The organism is Mucilaginibacter endophyticus (genome assembly GCF_003351025.1).
GTDB classification, from domain to species: Bacteria; Bacteroidota; Bacteroidia; order Sphingobacteriales; family Sphingobacteriaceae; genus Mucilaginibacter; species Mucilaginibacter endophyticus.
This window is the reverse complement of record NZ_QPCG01000001.1, coordinates 451,725-474,589: the sequence shown is the minus strand read 5'-3', so window position 1 is coordinate 474,589 and position 22,865 is coordinate 451,725. Positions and strand designations below refer to the sequence as shown.

Here is a 22,865-nt window from a genome sequence, read left to right as displayed (position 1 = left end):
AAAATTTCTTCAGCTTAATTTTACCCGCGGATCAATCCAAACATAAATTACATCCACCAGGATACTGATCACCACAAATATAAACGCGATAAACAATATAGAGCCCATTACCACCGGAAAATCCGACATTTCCAGCGCATCAACCGTCGCTTTACCCAATCCGTTGTAACCAAAAATGTATTCCACAAAAAACGAACCTGCCAGCAACGATGCAAACCAGTTGGCTATAGCGGTAATAACCGGGTTCATGGCATTTTTTAGCGCGTGGCGATAAATGATTGTCCGGTTGCTCAAACCCTTGGCTTTTGCAGTACGGATATAATCCTGACCTAAAACATCAAGCATGGCATTACGGGTAAGCTGTACAATAATAGCCAGCGGCCGCAAGCCTAAAGTAATGACCGGCAGTACAAGATTTTTTAACGTGATCACTTCGCCTTTAAAAGGATCATAGCTATACAAACTACCCGACATGTTGAGATGTGTATAATTACTCAGTACAAAACCAAATATCCAGGCAATAATGATCCCCGCAAAAAAGGACGGAGCCGATATACCCAGCGTTGAAAAACTCAGCGCCAGCTTATCAATCCAGGTATCTTTATTTACCGCGCTCGCCACACCTAAAAACACCCCGATAATGATAGCGAAGATCATAGCAGCGGCGGCAAGCACCAATGTATTAGGGATTACCTCCATCAACAGCGAAGCCACATCCTTACGGGTTTGGTATGAACGCCTCAGGTAAGGCCATTTCAGCGCCAGTACCTTGCTTTTACTTACCGGGAACAGTTTAACATAGCTATAACGTTGCTGCTCATCAGCCGTATTAAGATGGATCCCTAAAGGCGAAAGATCATTCAGATAATAGGCAAACTGCACGGGCACGGGTTTATCCAGCCCGAACTCTTTACGTACAGCCTGTAACGATTGAACATCGGCACGCTGCCCCTGGGTCATGCGGGCCGGGTCGACAGGCAGGATATTGAACAGAAAAAAAACAACAACCACTACCCCCAGCATTACTGCCAGTCCGTATACTAATTTGCGGAGCAGGTAGGGGATCATTTTATTGTTTCTGCAGGTACTGTTTTACGATATCCTCATACTTAGGTACCGAATGATAATGCCATTTGTTAACCACGGTGCCGTTCTTCATCAGTAAAACACCCGGGTTAGAGCGCACCATTGATTTCAGCGGAACACCATCTGCATAAAATACTTCGCTGATCAATTTGTGCTCCTTCGCGAAAGCTTTTGCATCAGCCGCCGAATTTGACGTAAGCAATATGGTACGGATGTTATAATTATCTGTCAGATTGATGGCCAGCGCGTTTAAGCGATTGATAGCATCTGTATCCGTTTCACTCAGGTCATAAGCTACTATGAACAGGCTATAAAACGGGCTCGAAAGTAATTCTTTAGTATAATCGTTCCTTTGTGCGTCCTGGATAGCCAGGTCACGAATTTTAGGTTCATATCCTTTTTTTACCAGGCGATTTTCCGGATCGCCGATCACTTCCCAGTTGGTATCTTTCCAGATATTGGATTTAAGGTATTCCTTGTCATTCATCACCTTGGTAGCGCCTGTCTTTTTATTTTTGAGGTGATAAGTCAACTCAAATTCATCAAGCGGGGCACCCGGCGGAATCTTCATTTCATCGGGCAGGTTAGCACCTATTTTATATGGCAGAAAATCAATAATCGGCGAAAAATTATAAGTGTATACCCCGAAACCAACCGAAACAAGGGCAGCACAGATTAACCATTTATCGCCAACCTTTGCGTTAAACAAAGGTGTGATCTGCTTACGTTTAATAAACAATATCAGCACCAAAGCCAGCAACACCATATCTTTAGTGAACGACTGCCAGGGCGTTAACGGAATAGCATCACCAAAGCAACCACAGGTTTGCACTACTTTAAAAAAGGCCGAATAAAAAGTTAAGAAGCCGAAAAAGATGATCAGCAGCAGCAATCCCCAGGCCACCTTAACAGCACGTGCCCCAATGAGCAGGGCAAAACCCAGCAGCATTTCAAGCGCACACAGCACAATAGCCATAGTAAGCGCCAGGCCGTTCAGGAACGTCATATGAAAAACCTCAAAGTATTCAACCAGCTTGTACGAAAAACCAAGCGGGTCATTAGCCTTGATCAGTCCCGAAAATATAAATAACAGCCCCACCAATAAACGGGGAATCCATATAACGGCGCTGTTTGATGATGTTTTTTTCATAAGCCTTATTTACCCAGGTGTACATTAAGCTTAATGAGCGCGAAAACAGCATAATTCAGCATATCCTGGTAATTAGCTTTCACGCCCTCCGATGCCTCGGTAAGGCCTTTATTATCTTCTATTTGTTTCACGCGGAGCAGCTTCATCAATATCAGGTCGGTTAGTGAGCTGATGCGCATATCGCGCCAGGCTTCGCCATAATCGTGGTTTTTGGCAAACATGAGTTCTTTAGTCTCGTTCACCTTTGCGTCAAACATTTCACTTACATGATCAGGATTAAGTTCGGTCGACATTTCAGGGCCGCATTCCAGCTGCATCATGGCAATCACGCAGTAGTTAACAATGCCTATGTATTCGCCGGTAATATCATCCCCTACCTTTGATATTTTCTTTTCTTCGAGGGTGCGAATGCGCTGTGCTTTGATAAAAATCTGATCGGTGATGGATTGCGGACGAAGGATGCGCCAGGCGGTACCATAATCGCGGGTCTTTTTCATGAAAAGGCCTTTACATATATTAATTACGCCTTCGTATTCTGCTGCTGTGTCTTTATTACTCAAAGGATGATGTATTTGAATGTTGTAATGTTTAAATGTTGCAGGCTTGTGAAGCCCATGCTTACAAAGTTAATTAACTTTACCACATTCAAACTTTACAACACCCAACTAACCGTGGTAAAAGATACATTTTTCCGTAAAAAAGTTACTATCAATGCAGGCGGCAAACTAATCGACTTGTCGTCGCCAAAGGTGATGGGCATCATCAATATCACCCCCGATTCGTTTTTTGCCGACAGCCGTAAGCCCGGTATTGATGAAGCCTTGCTTCAGGCACAAAAAATGCTGAGCGATGGCGCAACATTTTTGGATATCGGCGCATATTCATCGCGCCCCGGTGCGGTTGATATTTCGGCGCAGGAAGAAACAGACAGGCTATTGCCTGTAGTTGAAGCCATTGCCGCCCAATTCCCGGAAGCCATTATGTCGATAGATACTTTTCGCGCGGGCGTTGCCGAAGCTGCCATTAAGGGAGGCGCGCACATCATCAATGATATTTCGGGCGGTACGCTTGATATTGATATGTTCACCACCGTTGCCCGTTTAAATGTGCCCTATATCCTCATGCACATGAAAGGCACCCCGCAAACCATGAACCAAATGGCCGATTACGATGATGTATTTAGCGAGGTATTCGATTATTTTGTATCCAAATATGGTGAGTTGAAACGCCTTGGCGTTCACGATGTAATCCTTGATCCTGGCTTTGGCTTTGCCAAAAAAGCGGAACATAGCTATACGCTAATGAACCGCATGAATGAATTTGATCTGCTGGGTTTGCCCGTGCTTACCGGTATTTCCCGCAAAAGGATGATCTATGGTTTGTTAGGTAATACGGCAGATGAAGCATTGAATGGCACAACGGTTTTAAATACTATCGCATTAATGAAAGGTGCCAGTATTTTAAGGGTACATGATGTGAAGTATGCTGTAGAAGCGGTAAAGGTTTGGGAGGCTTGCCAGTAAGTTTCGAGTAAACAAAAAATGATGTCATTTCGACGAGGAACGAGGAGAAATCTTATACGCCATGTAAACCGGACTGCACAAATTCGTTTTGCAGGGCGTATAAGATTTCTCGTTCACCCCCAACGCTCATTCCAAACTTGCTCTATCGAAATGACATCGCTTAGTATCTTTCTTGCTTCTTAATTCTTAAAGTCCTGATTCTGAAAAGCCGGTTCCATCATCTTCAAAATGGCATCAACATATTCCCGGTCATTAGCCAGACGTGGCACCTTATGCTGACCGCCCAACTTTCCTTTTTCCCGCATCCAATTAAAAAAAGTGCCGTCAGGCGCACGGCGCACTATCGGGCGGCGCAGGGCAAGGTCTTTAAAACGTTTGGCATCATAGTCGGAATTAATACGGCGCAGGGTTTCATCCAGCAGGTCGACAAAGCGCTCAAACTCGGCAGGTTTCTTTTCAAACTCAATGATCCATTCATGGGCGCCACAGTCGTCGCCGCTGAAATAAACCGGGGCGGCGGTGTATTCCCTAATAATGGCACCTGTTTGCATACAGGCTTCTTCCAGGGCACGTTCGGCGTTGTCAATGATCACTTCCTCGCCAAAGGCATTGATAAAATGCTTTGTGCGGCCGGTGATCTGGATCCTGAACGGAGCAAGCGATGAAAATTTGATGGTATCCCCTATCATGTACCGCCACAGGCCTGCATTTGTTGATATGATGAGCGCGTAATTTTTATTCAGTTCTACCTCATCCAGGGTGAGGGTTTCAGGGTTCTCGTCGTGCAGGTGTTCGAGTGGTAAAAACTCATAAAAGATGCCATAGTCGAGCATGAGCAGCATATCGCCGGGCTCTTTGGTATCCTGAATACCGAAGAAACCTTCGGACGCGTTATAATTTTCGAGGTAATACATTTCCTCGTTCGGGATCAGCTTTTTAAACTGCTCGCGGTAAGGCGTAAAATTCACCGCTCCATGAAAGTACATTTCAAGGTTGGGCCACACTTCAAGCAGGTTCTTTTTGCCGGTTATCTCCAATATGCGTTTAAACAGCACCAGGTTCCAGGTAGGTACGCCGCTGATACTGGTAACGTTTACATCCTTGGTAGCATGGGCTATCTTTTCAATCTTTTCCTCAAAGTTTTCGAGCAGGGCAATATCCAAATGTGGTGTACGGTGAAACTCGGCCCACATAGGCAGATTTTTCATGATCACCGCCGAAAGATCGCCGAATGAGGTATCCGGACTTAATTGGCTGATCTGGTGACTGCCTCCAAGCGTCAAGATCTTCCCCGTAAACATGCGGGGATTGGGCTGGTTATTAAAATAAATGGTAAGCAAGTCCTTACCTCCTTTAAAGTGGCATTCTTCAAGTGCTTCTTCACTTACCGGAATAAATTTGCTCCTATCACTGGTAGTGCCCGATGATTTGGCAAACCAGCGGATTTCCGACGGCCACAACACATTCTTTTCGCCTTTGAGCATCCGCTCAATAAAGGGCTTTAAAGTATCGTAGTTTTGTATAGGGACCCGCTCCTTAAACTGGCTCAGGTTTTCGATACTTTTATAATGGTATTTTTTACCCCACTCGGTATTTTCGGCAACTGATACCAGTTGCTCAAACCATTCTTCCTGCACTTCATTCGGGTATTTCATAAAAAGCTCAATCTGGTGGATCCGCTTTTTCATGAACCAGGTAAATACGGAGTTAAACAGGGTCATAGGCTGTTATTGAGGAAAAACCTTTCTTTTAAGTACAAAGTTAGCCCCAAGATACACTTTCCTCACCATTTCATTCTCAGCCAATACCTCAGGAAATCCCGATTCTAATATTTTGCCTTCAAAAAGCAGGTATGCGCGATCGGTAATCGATAGGGTTTCCTGCACGTTGTGGTCGGTTATCAGGATGCCGATGTTACGGGTACGCAATTTAACCACCATCGACTGGATCTCTTCAACCGCTATCGGATCTACACCGGCAAAAGGCTCATCAAGCAGGATAAAGTTAGGCTCGGCGGCTAAGGCACGGGCAATTTCCGTACGACGACGTTCGCCGCCCGATAGCAGGTCGCCCCTGTTTCTGCGCACTTTATGCAAGCTGAACTCGTCTATCAATTCTTCCAGCTTATCTTTTTGCTTATCCTTGGGCATATCGCCCATTTCCAGTACAGCCTTAATGTTGTCCTCCACCGAAAGTTTTCTAAACACCGAAGCCTCCTGCGCCAGGTAACCTATCCCCTTTTGGGCACGGCGGTACATCGGGTCCTGGGTTATGTCTTGGTTATCCAGGTGGATACTGCCTTCATTAGGCTTTATTAAACCTACTATCATGTAAAAGGAAGTTGTTTTACCGGCACCATTAGGCCCAAGTAAACCAACAATTTCGCCCTGCGCCACATCAAACGATACATCGTTTACAACGGTACGCTGCTTGTATTTTTTAACTAAATTATCTGCTCTTAGTATCATTTTTTGTCTGAACCATGATTTATGGGATTCATGGATTACCCTGATATTTGACCGTTGATAGCTTTTTGATTTCGCTAATTCCGTTGATTAAGACTTACGGCTATGAACCATAATCCATCAACTATGAACCTAACTCACTAATCTCTAAAACCTAATTCCCTTTACATTTAACTGTATCGTTCTTCTTTCGCGCCAAACATTTTCTTCTATCGAATAGCACATTTCAAACGGCACACCAGGCCGCAATTGTTCCAGGTATTGACCGTGGTTAAAGGCAATGCAATCAAACGCCGCCGATCCTTCCTGCATTACGCTCATTTTAATATGTGAACCACCTACCAAACCGGCGTTACCACTAACATACACATTTTTACTTATGAAAACCGGGGCCATATTTTCAGGCCCGAAAGGCGCAAACTGATTCAAAATCCTGAAAAATTTGGGTTCTATCTGGCTTAAACGTAATTCGGCGTCAATTTGTATTTGCTGTATCAATTGTTCCGGTTTTATGGTTGAACTTACCACTTCTTCAAACCTTTCAATAAAAGCTTCGAGGTTTTCGGGCTCCATAGTCAAGCCTGCGGCGTACTTGTGCCCGCCAAACTGAATCAGCAGATCTTTACAACCGCAAAGCGCCTCGTATAGGTCATAACCTAAAACAGAACGTGCCGAACCGGCGACATGGCCGTTAGAACGGGTAAGCACAATTGTTGGGCGATAATATTTCTCGGTCAGGCGCGAGGCCACTATACCGATAACCCCTTTATGCCAGTCTTCATTAAACACCACGGTTGATTTACGGGCGATCAGCACCTCATCATTTTCAATCATGCCAAGCGCCTCGTCGGTAATAGACAGATCATGCCCTTTACGTTCGGTGTTGCGCACGTTGATCATTGCGCTTTTTTCTTTAGCGGCATCCTTATCTGTCGCTATCAGGAGTTCAACGGCATGTTTGGCATCGTCTATTCTGCCGGCAGCATTAATACGCGGCCCAAGCAAAAATACTACATCCGATATCGTGTATGGCCCCATCCTGCCTGCTATCTCCATTAACGCTTTAACGCCAATACATGGATCGGTATTTATTTTTTGCAGACCGAAATGAGCCAGCACCCTGTTTTCGCCGGTGATGTGCACGATATCACAAGAAATACTGATCACTACCAGGTCCAGATAGCAATTTACTTCCTCAACCGGAATATTATTCTTTTCGGCGTAAGCCTGGATCAGTTTAAAGCCGATGCCACAACCGGATAATTCTTTATATGGATATTCACAATCTTCACGCTTAGGGTCAAGCACTGCCACCGCATTAGGAATAGATGCCCCCGGCAAGTGGTGATCGCAAATGATAAAGTCGATCCCTTTTTCATTAGCATAGTCAATTTTATCAATTGATTTAATGCCGCAATCGAGCGCTATGATCAGGGTGATACCATGCTCAGCTGCATAATCAATGCCCTGTGTTGAGATGCCATACCCTTCCTTGTAACGATCGGGGATATAATAATCAATATTGTTATAAAGCTTTTTGAAAAAACTATAGGTAAGCGCTACCGCAGTAGTACCATCCACGTCATAATCCCCGTAAATCATGATCTTCTCGCCAGCGGCTATCGCCTGCTCAATACGCAGTATTGCCTTTTCCATATCCTTCATCAGGAACGGGTCATGCAGGTGCCGGTGATCTGGCCTGAAAAAATAGCGGGCATCTTCAAAGGTTGTGATACCGCGCTGCACAAGCATGGTGCTTAAAACGGTATCGATATTGAGTTCGGCGGCTAATTTTATTACATCATCATGGTTTGTATTATCCTTTAGCGCCCAACGTTTATTCATATCTTTGCAGCTTGAAACAGTAAATATACTTATGCTCTGTTAAAGAGCCAAAGTTACATTCAAAATCTGATACTACGTTTACTATGGAATTTTTTGCTTTAGGTGAAGGCTCTTATTCGGTTGATGCAACCAAGAAATTTATCCCGTTCAACCCGGAAACTGATAACCCCAAAGATCGCCCGGCTTCGTTGTTCATCCACGTTAACCCTTTCCTCATCAAAACAAAAACCGATTTGATAGTATTGGATACCGGTCTTGGTTTTAAAGATACCCGCGACGAATTAATGCTGCACCAGAACATCCGCAACGCCGGCTTCGATCCGGATGATGTTACCCTCGTAATGATGTCGCACCTACATTATGACCACTCGGGCGGTTTAGTGGTTGAACGTAATGGTAAATTAATCCCGAGCTTTCCGCAGGCCGAGCACGTGATCAACAAACAAGAATGGGAATTTGGCATGAGCGGCAAAGGCTCGTCATACCATGTTGAAATATTTGAAGCTTTACAGGCAAGCGCTAAGATCACTTTTATTGAAGGCAGCGGTGAGTTTAAGCCGGGGATAAGGTATGAGCATTCGGGGGGTCACTGCCCGGCGCACCAGGTATTTTGGTTTGATATGGAAGGCGAAAAAGTATTTTTTGGCGGCGACGAACTTCCCGAACCCGAACAGTTGCTAAGAAAATTCATAGCTAAATACGATATGGATGGCCGCAAAGCCATGATGCTGCGCGAAGAATATGGTAAAAAAGCAGCCGCCGAAGGTTGGAAATGCCTGTTTTACCATTCCAAGTCATTTGCTATTGGAACGGTAGAAACAGAAGGTGACCATTTTAAAGTTAAACCTTTTTAATTTTCAGCAGCTACTTCAAAAAGCTCTTTTATTTTTTCAACATTAAGCGGTTTAGAGATAAAATCCTTCACCAGCGGGTATGAACGCGCTTTGTTGATATCATTGCTAAAAACCGACGATGAAATAATGTAGATCTTGCTTTTGCCCAGCGGGTCAAGGTTGAGGCGCTTATACTCATCCAAAAATTCCCAGCCATTCATGATAGGCATATTAATGTCAAGCAAAATATAATCGGGCAGTTTATTAGGGTCTTTACGCTGAATATCTGAGAGTTGCTCAATCGCATACTTTCCGTTCAGGCAGGCCATAATTTCCGTATTCAGTAAAGCTTTCTTTATCAGTTTTATGGAGATGAAGTTATTTATTTCGTCATCATCAACCAGTAATACACTAATGGCTTTATTGTTAATGTTCATATCTATAATTTAAGCGCTCCCTCTTTATACGAGGCTACAATTTAAAAAGTTATATTCCTTTTAGTTGTAAATACTAAAAAATAATATCTCTCACAAATCCAGTTAAATAACCCATTCGGGGCCATTTTATTTTATTTTGAAAAATAAATAAAGTCAGCAAAAAAGGAAATTAAAGGCAAAAACTAACAGTTGAATATTATATTTTAAAAAGTATAATCACGCTCAACCTTACAAACACGTACCGTGTAATTTTGATACCACTTTTCGCGCCCCTGCTGCTGAGCAAACAGGTGACGGGCATTAGCTTTCCAGTTTTTAATTGCTTCTTCCGATTGCCAATAAGACACCGTTATTCCAACATTGTTACGGGCCGATTCTATACCAAGAAAACCTTCCTGCTGCCGGGCCAGCGTTTCCATTTCAACAGCCATATCGCCATAGCCTTCATCTCCCGGAGTGCGTACCGAAGTAAATATCACCGCGTAATAAGGCGGTTGAGGAGTTGGAGCGATAAGCTCTTCTGATTTTAGATGTGCAGATTCCAAATTTGCAAATTATTAAAGGTGAGATAATAGATTTTAAGAGGCGAAATATGCAAATTATCGGCGTACATATTTCAGATATAAAAATAAACATGCTAATCACAGATTTCAGGCGGTTAAGCAAAAAAAATGTGCAGGCAATTTATCATCACCTGCACATTTGCACATCTATAATCTGCACATATTATTCTATCACACTTTCTTCAAACTCATACTCTTCTAACGGAGGGCATGAGCAGATCAGCGTTCTGTCGCCGTAAGTGTCATTAACCCTGCCTACCGAAGGCCAGAATTTATTGGTAGCTACGTAAGGCAGCGGGAATGCCGCTTTTTGACGGGTATAAGGATGCTCCCATTCGTTGCCGGTAATTACGGCTACAGTATGTGGCGCATTTTTTAACGGATTGTTTGTTTTATCGGCAAGGCCATCAACCACATCGGCAATTTCATGACGGATAGAGATCATGGCATCACAGAAACGGTCAAGCTCATGCTTAGGCTCAGATTCAGTTGGCTCAACCATCACTGTACCCGCAACCGGGAACGATACGGTTGGCGCATGGAAACCATAATCCATTAAGCGTTTAGCGATATCTGTAACCTCGATACCTGCCGATTTAAATGAACGACAGTCCAGAATCATTTCGTGCGCGCAACGGCCGTTTGCACCAGAGTATAATACCGGATAGTGTTCCTGTAGCCTTGCTTTAATATAGTTGGCATTCAGGATAGCGTAACGGGTAGCATTGGTTAAACCTTCGGCACCCATCATCGCGATGTAAGCATGTGATATAATCAGGATAGAAGCCGAGCCCCATGGTGCTGCAGATACAGCATGTATTGATTTACCCCTGTCGATATCAACCACGGCATGGCCTGGTAAATAAGGCACCAGGTGCTTTGCAACACCAATTGGGCCCATACCGGGGCCACCACCACCGTGAGGGATACAGAATGTTTTATGCAGGTTAAGGTGACAAACATCGGCACCAATGTTGGCCGGGCTTGTTAAACCTACTTGTGCGTTCATGTTAGCACCGTCCATATAAACCTGGCCGCCGTTTTCATGAATAATTTCGCAAATTTCGATGATACTTTCTTCAAATACACCGTGGGTTGATGGATAAGTAACCATCAAACATGAAAGCTCGTTTTTGTATTGCTCGGCTTTAGCTCGCATATCGGCAACATCGATGTTGCCATTATCGTCGCATTTAACTACCACGATCTTCATGCCAGCCATAGCTGCAGATGCAGGGTTGGTACCGTGGGCAGATGAAGGGATCAAAGCGATGTTACGGTGAGTATCGCCCCTATCGTTATGATAAGCACGGATCACCATTAAACCGGCGTATTCACCTTGTGCACCTGCGTTTGGCTGCAAGCTCATGGCCGCGAAACCGGTGATCTCGCTCAACCAATTGTTGATCTCATCAAACAACTGCATATAACCGCCAACTTGATCGGTTGGGGCAAACGGGTGAATTTTGCTGAACTCGGCCCAGGTAACTGGTACCATTTCGGTAGTAGCATTCAGCTTCATGGTACATGAACCCAAAGCTATCATCGAGTGGCAAAGTGAAAGGTCTTTTGCTTCTAATGATTTGATATAACGCAACATTTCATGCTCAGACCTGTGGGTATTGAACAAGCTGTGCGTTAAGTAAGCCGAAGTACGCTGAAGCGCTGTAGGAATAACCGTTTCAAGGCTTGCATTGGCGCCATCGAAATCAACATCATTAATGGTTTTGCCTTTTACTTTGGCAAAGAACCTCACAATGGTTTTAATATCCTCAACCGAAGTTGTTTCATCAACAGCTATAGTAACTACCGAACCTTCGTAGTTAAGGTTCATTTCGTTATTTAAAGCTTCAGAATGGATTGGGCCTGCCAGGTGGGCTACATCAAACTTAACGGTATCAAAGTATGATTCGTTAAGTTGCTCGTAGCCAAGCTGTCCTAAAGTTTTGGCTAATAAAACTGCTAAGCCGTGAATACGTTCAGCAATCAACTTAATACCATCCGGACCATGATATACGGCGTACATACCGGCCATGATGGCCAATAAAGCCTGAGCGGTACAGATATTTGAAGTAGCTTTATCACGGCGGATGTGCTGCTCGCGGGTTTGCAGGGCCATACGCAGGGCATAGTTATTGGCGCTGTCGATAGTAACTCCAATGATGCGGCCCGGGATAGAGCGTTTGTATTCTTCTTTAGTTGCAAAGAAAGCGGCATGTGGGCCACCAAAGCCCATTGGTACGCCAAAACGTTGTGATGAGCCAACTACAATGTCGGCACCCCATTCGCCAGGAGGCGTTAACAGGGCAAGGCTCATAATATCGGCAACAACGGTTAGTTTAATGCCTTTTTCATGCCCTTTAGCGGCAAAGTCGGCATAGTTATAAACAGCACCGTCGCCTGCAGGGTATTGTACAATGGCGCCAAACATATCGTCGGTTAATTCAACGGTACGGTGGTCGCCTATTCTTAGCTCAATGCCATAGGGCTCTGAGCGGGTTTTTAAGATATCAATGGTTTGCGGGAACAGTTCTTCAGAAACGAAGAATACATTGGCGCTGTTGTTTTTACGCAAGGTATATTGCATAAACATAGCTTCGGCAGCGGCAGTACCCTCGTCAAGCAAGGAAGCATTGGCAATTTCCATACCGGTAAGATCAATGATCATGGTTTGGAAATTTAACAAGGCCTGTAAACGCCCCTGTGCAATTTCTGCCTGGTAAGGAGTGTATTGTGTATACCATCCTGGATTTTCAAGAATGTTACGCTGAATAACGCCCGGTACAATTACATCATAGTAACCTTTGCCAATAAACGACTTGAAAACTTTGTTTTTTGAAGCAGTTTGCTTTAAAGTGTTCAGGTAATCAAACTCGCTTTTTGCGGCTGGCAGGTTAAGCGGTTTGGCAAGCCTGATCTTTTGCGGTATTGTTTGCCCTATTAATTCATCAAGCGTATTTACGCCGATGGTTTTTAACATTTTGGCCGTGTCGGCCTCACTTGGAGCAATGTGCCTCGACTGAAACTGCTCCTGATAGGTTGTATTCAACTTCATGAATTAATCGTCCCTCTTAAATTTACCGCAAAGGTACGGTTTTACAAATTGAGTAACAATTAGCTAATATGATATTGACAATGCATTTACAGGAAAAAAATGTGATTTAGCTTGCGAATACCTAAACATGACGGGCCGGCGAGTTTTAACCTTATCATTATTTTTCTTTTCATTCCCGGCAAAAGCCGCAACCAACTCCCGTGAGCCTGGCAATCATCAGGTAAATACCAGAATTTCTCTCCCGCCATTGTTGGAAGGTTAATTCAAAACTTCACAAAACAAAACAACCTGTGTGACACTGTAGCGTTATTGTCAACAAAGTCGTAACTTACTATCGGACAATATCAACCAATTTATTGCCAATTAATTATAAACTAATATTCATACCCAAATCGCAACCATGAAACAAAGGTTGTTGCTGTTTACGTTATTCCTGGTACTGGCCGGTTCGCGTGCTATTGCTGCTGTATTTACAGTTACAAACAATGCCGATGCCGGACCGGGTACATTACGTGAGGCCCTCACCCAGGCAGCCGCCAACGGAACGGTTCAGCAGGATGTTATTAATTTTAATATAACGGGCAATTCAACCATAACACTTTACACGCAGCTTCCGGAAGTTACCTCCAATTTAATTATCGACGGCAGTACGCAACCCGGGCCAAAATTTGGCCGGAGCGACGCCAGGGTTTACATCATACCTGACGTAAGCTATACCTTTCCGGGCACTAAGGCCGCCGCGTTTCTCATGACCGAAGTTACCGATGTCAGTATATATGGCTTATGTGTAAAAGGCTACAGCAGCAAACTCACAAATTTTAACGGCAACCTGCTTTTCACTGCTATATCGGCTTATGATTGTGCTAATATCACTATAGGCGCACCCGATAAAGGCAACGTTTTTTGCGATAATATTTATGGCGTTTACTGTGGTACAAACTCGTTAACCGATTCAAAGAACAACGATAACATAATTATCCAATCAAACTTTATCGGTTATGACGAGTCGGGAGTTAACGTTGTTGAACTGGGCTATGCGCTTGACATTACTGCAGATAACTCGTTGATAGGTGGCGCGTCACCAAAAGAACGAAACTATTTTGCTACCGCTATAGCCCTGAACGGGATCGATAATAAGTTTATTAACAATTCGCTTTCGCTTGATGTAAACGGACAGGACAACCGTGGTAATTCATCTATTTTGTTACGGTTTCAGGGAAGTAACGCACTGATAACTGATAATGATTTTTGCGCTACACAGTTTCAATTTGTTTCAGTAAACGGATTCCTGTTTGTACGGAATAAACAAAGCAGTATACAGGGCAATTCAGGCATGTCCTTATTTAAATGCAATAATGCTTTTATTGGCGATAATAATGACAGCGATATCAATATTTTCAGAAATGATGGCGGCGCGTTTTATGCCGTGCAATCAACCAATATTACTATAGCTAAAAACAGTATCATGTGCAATACTGTACCTTATCTTATTTCGCAGGGCACAGCAATACCTGATATTAACGTACTCATCAGCAATGCCGATGAATTTTCAGGAACAGCATCGCCTGGGGCTGCCGTCTACATTTATAATGATAATACAGATTGTGATGTTTGTAACCCGGTTCAATACATAACCACAATTATTGCCGATGCCAACGGCAAATGGAAGTTTACCGGCGACCTGCACAATAAAAAAATGGTAGCAAACGCTACACTTAACAACAGCTCGTCTGAATATACACAGCCGGTTATTTCAACTTTAGCAGCTGATTATATTAAGGTTAACCCAACCTGCTTTAAAAATAACGGCTCAATCACCCTGCAAAATTTAAAGAATGTGATTGGGGTGGACTGGTATAATGACCAGGACCACCTGGTACAATCCGGCGGCCCTAAACTGGATGGTGTTGGTATTGGCACCTACTATGCCAAATGTTATAACGGCAATTGTTTTGCAAAATCTATTCCGATAACATTAACTAGCTCAAACCCCGGCGTAGATGATTCAGGGATTCAGAAAATTAATGCCTCATGCGATGCCGCAAACGGCAGCATCAGCAACTTAAAAATCATAAACACCAATGACGTTGTACCACCATTAAAGTGGACAAACGAAGCAGGCGATGTAATACGTACCACTCTTGACGTGGATAAACTTCCGGGCGGAAATTATACGCTTACCATCGACCCTGACGGATGCGCCGTACAATATCATGTTACCATTCTTAACCAGGAACTTATTCTTGATCCGCCGGTGGTTAAAAATTTTCAGCTATGCGGCCCCGGCGAAACCATTATACCGGTTAGCAACCCGGCGGCAACATCAACCTACAGGCTTTATGTTAACGAAACAGACGTCACTCCGCTTGATGAGGAAGCCAATGGTAAGTTTAAGGTAAACGTTACTACCAACAGGAGTTATTACATAAGCCGGTTTAGTAATGCCTGCGAAAGCACCCGCACTAAGGTTGATGTAAGTGTAGGCCTCTCCAACCTCAATATTGCCAATGTAATTACCCCAAACAACGATGGCGTAAACGATTACTGGCAGATAGCAGGCATGGAAAATTATCCTTTGGCAACGGTAAAAATATTTAACCGTTACGGGAAAAACATTTTTGATTCAAAAGGATACAGCCATCCCTTTAACGGCATGTATAATGGCCAAAAATTACCTTCCGGCAGTTATTACTATATCATTAACCTTAGTGCGGGGTGCGGCCTGTTATCAGGCAACTTAAGCATTATCCGCTAAGCCAGTTGTCGTAAATACATCTGGATGGTATTTTCCAAACCGTAATACAGGGCATCGCTTACCAGGGCATGGCCAATGCTAACTTCAAGCAAGCCCGGTATGTTTTCGGCAAAGTATTTCAGGTTATGCAAATCAAGGTCATGACCGGCATTTAAGCCCAAGCCTGCTTGCTGAGCAGCTTTCGCAGCTTCAACGTAAGGAGCAATAGCCAATTCTTTTCCTTGTGGGAAATGGGTAGCATAACCTTCGGTATACAGTTCTACGCGGTCGGTACCGGTTTTAGCGGCACCTTCAACCATTGCGGGAATAGGGTCAACAAAAATAGATACACGGATACCGGCTTCTTTAAATACCGCTATCATATCTTTTAAATAATGATAATTGGCGATGGTATCCCAGCCGTGGTTTGAAGTGATCTGTCCCAAAACATCGGGCACCAGGGTAACCTGTTCGGGCTTATTGGCCAATACCAGGTCGATAAATTTTTGTTCCTGGCAATTGCCTTCGATATTAAACTCGGTAGTAACAATTTTCTTAAGCTCAAACACATCGTTATAACGGATGTGGCGCTCGTCGGGACGCGGGTGTACGGTGATACCCTGCGCGCCAAAACGTTCACAATCTTTAGCAACCTGTATCAGGTCGGGGTTATTACCACCACGCGAATTGCGTAAAGTGGCTATTTTGTTGATATTGACAGATAGACGGGTCATATTTCAAAGTTAGATATCATTTAGATAAAATGCCCGATATATTTAACTTTAGGTCATGAAGCCTAAACAAATTGTTATTGAACCTGCAATACTAATTTCACTATTTGCACTTGTAACATTGGGCATCCGCTTGATTTGGATGGCCTTTTTTAGAAATTTGAATATAGAGATCGGCCTGCATGATACTTATCTTTCTTTGCCTTTCAACTGGTTATATTTCGGAATCATACCCTTTTTATTAGTTACAGTAATAGTTTATTTGATCAGAGCACTTTTAGGCCGTTTCAAAAACCAATTGGTAAATACTATTCTCGTAATAAGCAATTTAGCGCTAACAATTCTCCTTCTTAAACTATTGAAAATCGTTATGTCGCTTGAACAAAACATGGTTGGCAACTCGCGCGGCTGGACTATATACCCTCCTTTATCGGCACTTCCCGATAATCAATTATCCCGGGGACCTGGCGAACACCCTAATTTTGATACTTATGTAATAACCTTTATTTCCATTTTTATATTGATATTGGTTGTAAGCAGTATCCTCACCGGGAAAAACTGGAACGCTAAGACCCATGAACAAAACATTAGTTAAATTAATACCCGCACTATTATTTTGCTTAATAGCTTTTATTGAGCAGTTATCGGCCCAAACCATCTACCGTAAAATAGAAAACTACAAGGTTTATTACGGCTGGGCACACAATTACCCGCAGGATTGGATGATCCTACGCCGCTTTGATAATGAAGGCCATAATTACCTGCTCATGGTAAATCCGCAAACGCTGGAGACCAAAATAAACGAAAGCAGTTTTTACCAGGTAAAGCCCATGACAATGGAACAGGCACGTGATTTTTTTAAAAGCACACCTTATCAAAAAGCTTTAACCAAAGCCGAAAAACAATCGGTAAATATCCAGGATGCGGGTATTGAAAGCGGCATCCCCAAACAAACAGGTATCAGCCTCACTGCTGATCTTTGCCCCTCCCATCGTCCGCTGGATAAACGCATTTTCACCGATATCTTTACGGAGTTTAAAAAGGTGGAGCGCCCGGTTCCTATCGCACTTTCGGTAACCGGTATCTGGATGCGCCAACACCCGCAGGACCTGGCCTGGCTAAAGCAAATGCAGGCGAACCGCGAGATCTATATCACCTGGATCAACCATTCCTTCAATCACCGGGTGAGCCTGAAGGCTCCACTCAAAGAAAACTTTTTATTGGAACCCGGCACTGATATCAGTTACGAAGTACTGGAAACGGAACAAGCCATGTTACGCAACGGACTGTTACCATCAGTATTTTTCCGCTTTCCGGGACTGGTGTCTGACCAACAACTGGTTTACCAAATCACCAACTTCGGATTGATACCCGTTGGTACTGATGCCTGGCTGGCTAAAGGTCAACAGCCGCAAAACGGCAGCATTGTGCTCATCCATGGCAATGGCAACGAGCCTGTTGGCGTGAACGATTTTATTAAACTGCTGCAATCAAAAACACGATCCATAGCAGGGAAGCAATGGTTACTGTATGATCTTCGTGAAAGCGTAGATGAAGAGTTTAGCGAAGCACCCTGAGTTCAGTTGGCAGTTTGCAGTGGCAGTTGGCAGTTTCAGACATACAGCCTTACGAAGTTTTGAAAACTTCGTAAGGCTTTTTTAACATGTTATAAACTTTTATCAAGCGCGTCCAACTGCACCCAAACTTTATGGCCGTATGATTGCGGCGATGCTTCAAAATAAACTGCGGTAACATCACTGCCGGGTTTCGCTTTTTTAACGTGGATCCGGAAGTTAAGAATTAGCGGATCCTGCGTCATATAATCAGTCATTGCCGCCTTACCTTCAAAAGTCTGAGTATCTTTTTCATTTGTTTTGATATTTCGAAGTTTTACTTTTACGGGTGCAGCAATCGCGGTATCAATTTTTGCTTCTTTGAAATTGGCCTTTACCAGGCCTGTATAATAATCGCACATGTATTTTTCAAGTTGTGTTTTGGTAAAAGTGGCCTTCCCGGTAATTATCCATAAAAAAGCATAAGTCCAGTAACCTTCCGATCCCTTTTTTGCCCAGTCAGGTGAAAAGCGAATGTCCTCAGTACCTTTAAAAGGCAAGCTATTTGCAAACTGCGGAGGCAACGAAAAAGTTTCGGTATGCCAGTTTTCGGGTTTAGTTAGCGCATATGCCGGTGCGGCTTGCTGGCCATAGCAAGCGCATTTCAATAAAACGATGAACAAACACGTAAAAAACGTTTTGAAATGCATAATAGTTTAGATTTATGATCAAAGTTAAGGTAAAGCAACCTGGGTATTTGTTAAAAAGAGTTAAGAGCGCGGGTAAAATAAAAGCCCCATAGCACTCGCTGCATGGGGCTTTAAACCTAAACCTTATCACAAATCCGGGTGTAGATACCCGTTATTGAATTGTAAATATAATATGAATTTTGATAATTGTATCACGTTTGTTACAATTTTTCTCGTTTATATCATATCACATCTATTGTTACGGATTTCTTAGTTTTTTGTTACGATTAGCGAAATATTTGTACTAAAAGTTGCATAAAAGTATAGGCATACAAGCCCGTTATCCGCTTACGTTACGGTAGAAATAAACCAAAAAAGGCACGGTTTTGAAAACCATGCCTTTTATATTTAAATAGCAAAAACCTTTCAGCTTTCGCCTTTAACCTTTCACCTAAATTTAGTAACGGTAGTACTCAGGTTTAAACGGACCTTCAACAGTTACACCGATGTAATCAGCCTGATCCTGGTCAAGTACTTCCAGTTCAACACCAATTTTAGCTAGGTGTAGACGGGCTACTTTTTCGTCAAGATGTTTTGGCAAAGTGTAAACTTTGTTTTCGTAAGCGGCACCGTTTGTCCAAAGCTCTAACTGGGCCAAAGTTTGGTTGGTGAACGAGTTACTCATTACAAAGCTTGGGTGACCGGTAGCGCAACCTAAGTTAACCAAACGACCTTCGGCTAATACAATAACGTCTTTGCCATTGATTGTATATTTATCAACCTGTGGTTTAATTTCAACTTTAGTATTGCCATAAGCACCGTTTAACCAGGCCATGTCAATTTCATTATCAAAGTGACCGATGTTACAAACGATAGCTTTATCTTTCAAGGCACGGAAGTGTTGCTCACGAACGATGTTTTTGTTACCAGTAGCGGTAACCACGATATCAGCTTCAGCGATAGCGGTGCCCAATTTTTTAACTTCAAAGCCTTCCATTGCAGCTTGTAAAGCACAGATAGGGTCAATTTCGGTAACGATAACACGAACACCAGAGTTACGTAATGAATCTGCCGAACCTTTACCTACGTCGCCATAACCGCAAACAACAGCCACTTTACCGGCCATCATCACGTCAGTTGCGCGACGGATAGCATCAACCAATGATTCGCGACAGCCGTATTTGTTATCAAATTTTGATTTGGTAACCGAGTCGTTAACGTTAATTGCCGGCATTGGCAGGGTACCTGCTTTCATGCGCTCATATAAACGGTGTACACCGGTAGTAGTTTCTTCTGATAAACCTTTGATAGCAGCAACCAGTTCAGGGTATTTATCCAATACCATGTTGGTTAAATCGCCACCATCATCAAGGATCATGTTAAGCGGCTGGCGCTCTTCGCCAAAAAATAAAGTTTGTTCAATGCACCAGTCAAACTCTTCGGCATTCATACCTTTCCAGGCATACACAGAAATACCGGCAGCAGCGATAGCGGCAGCAGCATGATCCTGAGTTGAGAATATATTACATGACGACCAGGTAACTTCGGCACCAAGAGCAATCAGGGTTTCAATCAAAACAGCGGTTTGGATGGTCATGTGTAAACAACCGGCAATCCTTGCACCTTTAAGCGGCTGGCTTGGACCGTACTCTTTACGCAAAGCCATTAAGCCAGGCATCTCAGCCTCAGCCAGTTCAATTTCCTTGCGACCCCACTCTGCCAGCGACAGATCTTTTACTTTGTATTTAACGAATGCAGTTTCTACTGATGACATATCGATTTTTATTTTTGAGAGTGCAAAGTTAACTTATATCCTTGTGAAAATGAAATGTTTGGTTTGCATCTAAAGTATTATCAATTTGAAGGTTGCACCTATGGCGCAAAACTTTTATTGAGTACTTTGAGCTATAAACATGGTACTCCTACGGAGTTTTTAGAAAAACATGCTGACACTCCGTAGGAGTATCGTGTTTGTAGTATTAATATAAACGGCAATTTGGCTCCGTAGGTGCCTCCTACTATCTCCATTACCCAAACCTTACGCCTGCAACTGCTTTTGCATCTCTGCCTGCTGCATGGTAAGGTTGCCATTGTAAACCCCGCCATTTTCAACGGCCAGGTTCTGTGTTTTGATGTCGCCGGTGATACGGCCCGTAGCTTTTATTTCAAGCGATGAAGTATTGATATCACCCCTTACCGTACCGTAAACAAATATCTCTTTGGTATTTATATTCCCCTTAACCTCGCCCTTTTCGCCCAAAATGAGGCCTTCATCAACAGTTACATCACCGTTAACCACACCGTCAATACGCGCAAAAGCCGGAGCTTTTAAATTACCTTCCAATACACTGCCTTCACTAATGAGGGTTGAGATTGCCTGCAGGTCGAGCGCAACCTTCTCTTTTTTAGAAAAAATAGCCATGTTGTTTTTAGTCTTAAGTTCTAAGTAGGTAGTCGTAAGTCAATGGTTTCAAATCTTAAGTTCTAAGTTTAAAGTAATAAATAACCGGTCGCCGACTTAGGGCTCACGACTTAAGACTCAGAACTTCAGACTAAAAAAACCTATTTATTAAGGGTTAAAAAGTTTACAGGATTAACTGGTTTTCCGTTTTTACGTACTTCATAGTGCAGGTGTGTACCAGTTGAATGGCCGGTTGAACCTACTTTGCCAATATTGTCGCCAACGGTAACTTGTTGACCAACCTTTACTTCAATTTTTGAAAGGTGACCGTAAAGCGTTTCCAAATCATTGATATGTTTTATACGGATGCAATTACCGTAACCGCCGGCCCATCCCGCAAAAACAACTTTGCCGCTGGCAGTACATTTTACCTCGTCACCGCGATGGCCCTGAAAATCGATACCCGGATGAAACTCGGCATGCTCCGAATTAAAAGGATCGCTCCGGTAACCAAAAAACGAAGTGAATGAACTGATCCTTGGGTAACCCATTGGGGTAAATGCAATGGTGCTGGTTAAATGTTTAAGATAATCGTCGTACAAACTGTAAGCTTCGGTATCAGGAAGTTTAGCCGCCTCATTGTTACCACTGCCCCCGGTTCCTTTAATAGCGAAGCCTTTAAGGCCTCTTCTCTTCAAATATTCGTTTATTGTTTTAAGCTTTACTTCGATAGATTGAATATATGACTGCGCAGTAACTTTGGTATTTACTACAGGGCCCCGAGCTACCGGAATAGCACCCTTAAGCTTAGCAATTTGTGCCTGTAACTGCAGGTTTTGAGCTTCCTGTTCGGCACTTTTATGATGCAGATAAAACACCAGGCCACCAAGTACGGCAACAACTGCCGCAATACTCCATGCATAGTGTTTTAACCTGTCAAGATGTTTAGTTTTTATTTGTAATGATTTGGTATGTTGCTGGTTTTTGTTGATGATAACAACGGTACTAATATCAGATGTTTTACGCTTCATCAAGTTTAAATAAATTAGGGAATGCAAGTTATAAATTACCGATAATAAAACAATATTAAATGTATGTAAACAGGTTATCAATAGAATAGCCTTGTACGCTAATCGTCAACCAATTGTTATTATTAAGTTTTTATAAACGTAAACCAAGTATCATTTCTTATTTTTGTAATACTGATTTTATTGTAAAGCAAAAAGAAATGATGTATCCTGAATATTTAGTAGCCCCGATGCGGGAAGACCTGACCAAGGTTGGATTTGAGGAATTGAAAGATGCAGATGCTGTAAAAAACGCTATTGAAAGCGAAGGTACAGTATTTGTAATGGTTAATTCGGTATGTGGTTGTGCTGCAGCTAATGCACGCCCTGCTGCTAAAATTGCTGCCGCTAACGGCAAACATCCCGATAAACTGGTAACCGTATTTGCCGGTATGGAAAAAGATGCTGTTGATACTGCACGTAACTACATGTTGCCTTACCCACCGTCATCACCAGCTATGGCGCTGTTTAAAGATGGCAAACTGGTACATATCATCGAGCGTTACCAGATTGAAGGTCGCCCGGCACAAATGATTGCCGATAACCTGATCGACGCGTTTGAACAATACTGCTAATTAAGCTGAAGGCTGAAAGCTAAAAACATAAAAGAGCTGAGGGAAAATCCTTCAGCTCTTTTTTTGTTTGTCTGAACTCGAATTTATTGAATTAAAGAATTTATAGAATTCTCTGTTCTTCTATTCTGATAATCCATTAATTCAATAAATTTAGGTTC

General features: G+C 43.0%; 20 protein-coding genes. 6 read left to right on the top strand and 14 right to left on the bottom strand.

Annotation, left to right across the window (positions count from 1 at the left end):
* Positions 1–9 precede the first annotated feature (9 nt).
* The 3 genes from DUL71_RS02020 to DUL71_RS02010 are packed head-to-tail and all read right to left on the bottom strand — an operon-like array spanning position 10 to position 2,733.
* Positions 10–1,068, bottom strand: coding sequence for an ABC transporter permease (locus DUL71_RS02020; RefSeq protein ID WP_114936507.1), 1,059 nt, complete (start codon positions 1,066–1,068; stop codon positions 10–12).
* 1 nt (position 1,069) lies between these two features.
* The gene (locus tag DUL71_RS02015; protein WP_114936506.1) at positions 1,070–2,236 is read right to left on the bottom strand and encodes a BT_3928 family protein; all 1,167 of its coding nucleotides are present in this window, start codon (positions 2,234–2,236) and stop codon (positions 1,070–1,072) included.
* A gap of 5 nt (positions 2,237–2,241) precedes the next feature.
* Positions 2,242–2,733 (bottom strand): DUF1599 domain-containing protein, encoded by a 492-nt coding sequence (locus tag DUL71_RS02010; protein WP_112572565.1) that lies wholly within the window; start codon positions 2,731–2,733, stop codon positions 2,242–2,244.
* Positions 2,734–2,850: 117 nt separating this feature from the next.
* Between DUL71_RS02010 and folP the strand changes: the two genes are divergently transcribed.
* On the top strand, positions 2,851–3,759 hold the full coding sequence (gene folP / locus DUL71_RS02005) for a dihydropteroate synthase (protein WP_167443284.1): 909 nt from the start codon (positions 2,851–2,853) through the stop codon (positions 3,757–3,759).
* 179 nt (positions 3,760–3,938) lie between these two features.
* Here the strand turns inward: folP and DUL71_RS02000 are convergent, their stop codons facing one another.
* From DUL71_RS02000 to recJ, 3 genes are all read right to left on the bottom strand, one after another.
* Positions 3,939–5,480: a GH3 auxin-responsive promoter family protein gene (locus tag DUL71_RS02000; RefSeq protein ID WP_114936505.1), complete on the bottom strand. Its 1,542-nt coding sequence runs from the start codon at positions 5,478–5,480 to the stop codon at positions 3,939–3,941.
* Positions 5,481–5,486: 6 nt separating this feature from the next.
* Positions 5,487–6,227, bottom strand: coding sequence for an LPS export ABC transporter ATP-binding protein (lptB, locus tag DUL71_RS01995; protein ID WP_112572569.1), 741 nt, complete (start codon positions 6,225–6,227; stop codon positions 5,487–5,489).
* A gap of 144 nt (positions 6,228–6,371) precedes the next feature.
* The gene (recJ, locus tag DUL71_RS01990; protein WP_114936504.1) at positions 6,372–8,069 is read right to left on the bottom strand and encodes a single-stranded-DNA-specific exonuclease RecJ; all 1,698 of its coding nucleotides are present in this window, start codon (positions 8,067–8,069) and stop codon (positions 6,372–6,374) included.
* An 83-nt stretch (positions 8,070–8,152) separates the two neighbouring features.
* Here recJ and DUL71_RS01985 point away from each other — a divergent pair, with 83 nt between their 5' ends.
* Positions 8,153–8,923: an MBL fold metallo-hydrolase gene (locus tag DUL71_RS01985; protein ID WP_114936503.1), complete on the top strand. Its 771-nt coding sequence runs from the start codon at positions 8,153–8,155 to the stop codon at positions 8,921–8,923.
* Here the strand turns inward: DUL71_RS01985 and DUL71_RS01980 are convergent.
* The 3 genes from DUL71_RS01980 to gcvP all read right to left on the bottom strand — a co-directional run bounded on the left by DUL71_RS01980 (position 8,920) and on the right by gcvP (position 12,957).
* Positions 8,920–9,339 (bottom strand): response regulator, encoded by a 420-nt coding sequence (locus DUL71_RS01980; protein ID WP_091172136.1) that lies wholly within the window; start codon positions 9,337–9,339, stop codon positions 8,920–8,922. The two genes, DUL71_RS01985 and DUL71_RS01980, sit on opposite strands and share 4 nt — an antisense overlap.
* A gap of 203 nt (positions 9,340–9,542) precedes the next feature.
* Positions 9,543–9,884, bottom strand: coding sequence for an antibiotic biosynthesis monooxygenase family protein (locus DUL71_RS01975; RefSeq protein ID WP_244228681.1), 342 nt, complete (start codon positions 9,882–9,884; stop codon positions 9,543–9,545).
* 181 nt (positions 9,885–10,065) lie between these two features.
* A complete protein-coding gene (gene gcvP, locus DUL71_RS01970) occupies positions 10,066–12,957 on the bottom strand; it encodes an aminomethyl-transferring glycine dehydrogenase (RefSeq protein ID WP_114936502.1) in 2,892 nt (963 codons plus the stop codon).
* A 400-nt stretch (positions 12,958–13,357) separates the two neighbouring features.
* On the opposite strand from gcvP, the gene DUL71_RS01965 reads away from it, so the two are divergent.
* The gene (locus DUL71_RS01965; protein WP_114936501.1) at positions 13,358–15,712 is read left to right on the top strand and encodes a T9SS type B sorting domain-containing protein; all 2,355 of its coding nucleotides are present in this window, start codon (positions 13,358–13,360) and stop codon (positions 15,710–15,712) included.
* Here the strand turns inward: DUL71_RS01965 and DUL71_RS01960 are convergent.
* On the bottom strand, positions 15,709–16,425 hold the full coding sequence (locus DUL71_RS01960) for a pyridoxine 5'-phosphate synthase (protein WP_114936500.1): 717 nt from the start codon (positions 16,423–16,425) through the stop codon (positions 15,709–15,711). The two genes, DUL71_RS01965 and DUL71_RS01960, sit on opposite strands and share 4 nt — an antisense overlap.
* A 367-nt stretch (positions 16,426–16,792) precedes the next feature.
* Here DUL71_RS01960 and DUL71_RS31825 point away from each other — a divergent pair, with 367 nt between their 5' ends.
* Together DUL71_RS31825 and DUL71_RS01950 are read left to right on the top strand one after the other, a co-directional pair.
* Complete coding sequence (locus DUL71_RS31825; RefSeq protein WP_154402292.1) at positions 16,793–17,017, top strand: hypothetical protein; 225 nt, start codon at positions 16,793–16,795, stop codon at positions 17,015–17,017.
* Complete coding sequence (locus DUL71_RS01950) at positions 16,998–17,999, top strand: polysaccharide deacetylase family protein (RefSeq protein ID WP_244228680.1); 1,002 nt, start codon at positions 16,998–17,000, stop codon at positions 17,997–17,999. Before DUL71_RS31825 ends, DUL71_RS01950 begins: the two co-directional genes overlap by 20 nt.
* Positions 18,000–18,088: 89 nt before the next feature.
* Here the strand turns inward: DUL71_RS01950 and DUL71_RS01945 are convergent, their stop codons facing one another.
* The 4 genes from DUL71_RS01945 to DUL71_RS01930 all read right to left on the bottom strand — a co-directional run bounded on the left by DUL71_RS01945 (position 18,089) and on the right by DUL71_RS01930 (position 22,096).
* On the bottom strand, positions 18,089–18,685 hold the full coding sequence (locus DUL71_RS01945; protein ID WP_114936498.1) for a hypothetical protein: 597 nt from the start codon (positions 18,683–18,685) through the stop codon (positions 18,089–18,091).
* Between the two features lie 436 nt (positions 18,686–19,121).
* Complete coding sequence (gene ahcY / locus DUL71_RS01940; protein ID WP_114936497.1) at positions 19,122–20,438, bottom strand: adenosylhomocysteinase; 1,317 nt, start codon at positions 20,436–20,438, stop codon at positions 19,122–19,124.
* Between the two features lie 264 nt (positions 20,439–20,702).
* Positions 20,703–21,086, bottom strand: a complete 384-nt coding sequence (locus DUL71_RS01935) for a bactofilin family protein (protein WP_114936496.1) — start codon at positions 21,084–21,086, stop codon at positions 20,703–20,705.
* A gap of 140 nt (positions 21,087–21,226) precedes the next feature.
* Positions 21,227–22,096: a M23 family metallopeptidase gene (locus DUL71_RS01930; protein ID WP_114936495.1), complete on the bottom strand. Its 870-nt coding sequence runs from the start codon at positions 22,094–22,096 to the stop codon at positions 21,227–21,229.
* A 200-nt stretch (positions 22,097–22,296) separates the two neighbouring features.
* Here DUL71_RS01930 and DUL71_RS01925 point away from each other — a divergent pair, with 200 nt between their 5' ends.
* Positions 22,297–22,707 (top strand): BrxA/BrxB family bacilliredoxin, encoded by a 411-nt coding sequence (locus DUL71_RS01925; RefSeq protein ID WP_114936494.1) that lies wholly within the window; start codon positions 22,297–22,299, stop codon positions 22,705–22,707.
* The last annotated feature ends 158 nt before the right edge of the window (positions 22,708–22,865 follow it).